The sequence below is a fragment of the Synechococcus sp. R6-10 genome (assembly GCF_047461815.1).
Taxonomy (GTDB): domain Bacteria; phylum Cyanobacteriota; class Cyanobacteriia; order Thermostichales; family Thermostichaceae; genus Thermostichus.
In genome coordinates this window covers 1-3302 of sequence record NZ_JANSHW010000379.1, presented here as the reverse complement: position 1 = coordinate 3302, position 3302 = coordinate 1, and the positions used below count along the sequence as shown (strand labels likewise).

Below are 3302 nucleotides of genomic sequence, written 5' to 3'. Positions count from 1 at the left end.
AGACAAAAGCAGGCCCAGACTGGACTTGCACCGCTGGATCCCCGCTCACCCAGGTTCCAGGCTTTTCCGCCCGCACCCCATTTAGAAAGACTTCTCCTGCCAAAATGGAGCGTTGCGCTTGCTGGCGTGAGGAAAAATATCCGCGCTCCACCAACCAGCTATCCAGACGCACCCGCTTGGCCATCTCGCCGGTGCCTCACCTTGCATAGATCTTCCCGCCCATTAGAATAGGCGAGCGGGATCCCAACTGACCAGAATTGAGGGATCGCCAACAGCAGATTAGCCGAACCGTCCGCTCACGTACTCTTCCGTTTCCCGATGGGCGGGAGAGTTAAAGATTTTCTCAGTGCGGTTAAACTCCACCAGCCGTCCGTAGCGAAACCCCTCTTCGTCGACTTCAGTGTTGAAGAAGGCGGTAAAGTCGGAGACCCGCGCTGCCTGCTGCATGTTGTGGGTAACGATAATGATCGTGTAGCGACGGCCCAGTTCCTTGAGCAACTCCTCAATGCGCAACGTGGAGATTGGATCCAACGAGGCACAGGGCTCGTCCATCAGGATCACCTCTGGTTGGATGGCCAAGGTGCGGGCAATGCAGAGGCGCTGCTGCTGTCCCCCCGAAAGGGAGAGGCCGCTCGTCTTCAACTTGTCTTTCACCTCGTCCCAGAGGACGGCCTGACGCAATGCGCGCTCTACCAGCTCATCCAAGTCTCCTTGGTAGCCGTTGATCCGTGGCCCAAAGGCAATGTTGTCGTAGATGGACTTCGGGAAGGGGTTGGGCTTTTGGAACACCAGGCCAACTCGCCGCCGCACTTCAGCAGGATCTACATCGGGATCGTAGATGTTTTTCCCGTGAAAAATTACGGATCCCTCTACTCTCGCCCCCGGGATCAGATCGTTCATGCGGTTAAAGCAGCGCAGCAAAGTACTCTTGCCGCAGCCGGAAGGGCCAATAAAAGCAGTGATGTGATTCTTGGGAATCTTCAGAGAAACCTGCTTCACCGCCAAATGAGAGCCGTAGTAAACACTGACTGCTTGCGTTTCCAGCTCAACAGTTAACTTGGCAGACTTCTTAGAGGAATCAGGAGTGCCGGGAAATGGAGGGCGCATAGGAATACCAGAGGTAGACGTTGCTTCAGAACCCAAACTCAAAATCGAAGAATAGTGAGGCAAAAATCTCAGAAGAACCAGATCAGATAGTAATGGTTTCCTGACGACGACTCAGCAGCAGCCGGAAACTGATCGTGGTGATCAAAACCAGAATCACCAAAGCCAAGGCTCCTCCCCAAGCAATTTTCTGCTGGTTCTCGAAGGGAACAATGGCAAAGTTGTAGATCAGCACCGCCAACGAGGCTACTGGCTTCAGCAGACCATCAGGCCATAGAAAGCTGAACAGAGCAGTAAAAATTAGAGGTGCAGTCTCCCCAGCTGCTCGGGCAATGGCCAAGGTCACTCCCGTCAGAACGACCGGCAAAGCAGCTGGCAAAACGACCCGAAACACAGTCTGCACCCGCGAAGCTCCCAAGGCGTAGGCGGCAGCCCGAGTGTCCGCCGGCACCAAGCGCAGAGCCTCCTCGCAGGAGAGGATGATGATCGGCAAAGTCAATACCGATAGAGCTACTCCGCCAGAAAGGGCAGAAAAGGTCTTGGTGGAAAGCACCAGCACCCCATAGGCGAACACGCCAGCGATGATGGAAGGAACCCCCGTCAGCACTTTGATAATGAAACGCAGAGATGATGCTGTAGAACTGTTCTGGCCGAACTCCGAGAGATAGATCGCAGCAAATAGACCAATAGGGAAAGTGATTGTAATGGCAATCGATACCACAATGATCGTTCCCAGCACAGCGTTGCCAAAGCCGCCTACCTGATCGCCAGGAGGAGGAGGAAGCTGGGTTAAGGTCTGCCAATTGAAGCGCTCAATGCCATTGACGAAAACATAGTAAAGGATGGAAGCGAGCACAACAATCGCAAAAATGCTGGAAGCAAAGATCAGGCCTGTCATCACCCAGTCCAGCACGACGCGCTTGGATCTAACTTTGCGTTTGAACAAATTGGCCTGTGCTGCCACTTGTGTCGCCATGTTCCTCTACTCCCGAGAAGCCGTCAAAGCAAACTTGACGCGCCGAACCAATAGCTCAGCGATGATGTTGACCACCAGCGTAATGACCAGCAAGATCAAAGCCGCATACATCAGAGCCGAGATCTGCTCGTCGGCTGCTTCCGCAAACTCGCTGGCCAGCAATGCAGGGATGTTGCTGGCAGGGGCCAAAAGCGAGACTCTAATCCCCCGCGCATTGCCAATCAGCATTGCCACCGCCATGGTCTCGCCCAGGGCGCGTCCCAAACCCAGCACCACAGCCCCCAACATACCCCCAATCGCAGCCGGTAGTACCACTCCAAAAATGGCTTCCCATCGCGTAGCCCCCATCGCATAGGCAGCCGCGCGCAGCTCAGGAGGAACAGCCACCAAAACCTCTCTGGCGATGGCCGTGATGATGGGGATGATCATGATCCCCAAGACAACCCCTGCCGTCAGCATCCCCGGCCCAATCGGTGGTGTGCTGAAAATGGGAAGCCAATTGAAGTTCTCGTACAGGAACATCTGAACGGGGCGGAAGAAGGGGATGAAGACAAACAATCCCCAAATGCCGAACACCACACTGGGAATAGCCGCCAACAGCTCAACCACAATGATCAGAGCCAGACGCAAGGACTTCGGAAGAAAATCCTCGCTCAGAAAAATAGAGATGCCAAAGCTAAAAGGAACCCCCACAATCAGAGCGATGAGAGAAGTCACTAGCGTGCCGTAGATCTGTGGCCAGGCCCCATAGATATCCTCGACCGGATCCCAGGTGGTGTTCCAGAAAAAGCTTAGTCCAAACCTGTCTATAGCAGGTAAAGACTGAATGCCGATCGCCAGAGCAATCCAGAGCAGCAGGAAGGCCGAGAAAAACACGGCAATCCGCGTAGCCCAGATAAAAACCTGGTCGCGCCGGCGCTGGAAAACCGGCCGAGGCCGAAACATAGAACTGCTGTCAGAAAAAAAGGTATTCATCCGCCTGAAGCCAGAAGTGGTTGGTAAGAGTTTTTACGGGGTAATGCCTTCCAGCGCAGCCAGAGCTTTTTGCCGCGTTTCTTCCGGCAGAGGGACATATCCCAACTGCTCAGCGAAAGCCTGCCCCTCAGTAAGGCCGTAGCGGAGAAACTCTTTAACGGCCTTGGAAGTCTCGGCTTTGGGGTAAACCTTGTAGGCAAGGATCCAGGTGTAGCCCACAATAGGGTAAGAGTCTTCCCCAATAGGA

4 protein-coding genes and 1 pseudogene are annotated in these 3302 nt (G+C 54.3%); all 5 read right to left on the bottom strand.

Going from position 1 to position 3302, the window contains the following annotated elements:
• A partial coding sequence (locus tag NW837_RS10745) for a S4 domain-containing protein (protein WP_414331408.1) occupies window positions 1-184 on the bottom strand: 184 nt, incomplete at its 3' end.
• A gap of 95 nt (window positions 185-279) precedes the next feature.
• On the bottom strand, window positions 280-1107 hold the full coding sequence (gene pstB, locus NW837_RS10740) for a phosphate ABC transporter ATP-binding protein PstB (RefSeq protein WP_414331406.1): 828 nt from the start codon (window positions 1105-1107) through the stop codon (window positions 280-282).
• 82 nt (window positions 1108-1189) lie between these two features.
• Window positions 1190-2080: a phosphate ABC transporter permease PstA gene (gene pstA / locus NW837_RS10735; protein WP_011432706.1), complete on the bottom strand. Its 891-nt coding sequence runs from the start codon at window positions 2078-2080 to the stop codon at window positions 1190-1192.
• Window positions 2081-2086: 6 nt separating this feature from the next.
• Window positions 2087-3055 (bottom strand): phosphate ABC transporter permease subunit PstC, encoded by a 969-nt coding sequence (gene pstC, locus NW837_RS10730; RefSeq protein ID WP_414331404.1) that lies wholly within the window; start codon window positions 3053-3055, stop codon window positions 2087-2089.
• Between the two features lie 33 nt (window positions 3056-3088).
• A pseudogene (locus NW837_RS10725) lies at window positions 3089-3302 on the bottom strand (phosphate ABC transporter substrate-binding protein PstS); the annotation flags it as partial.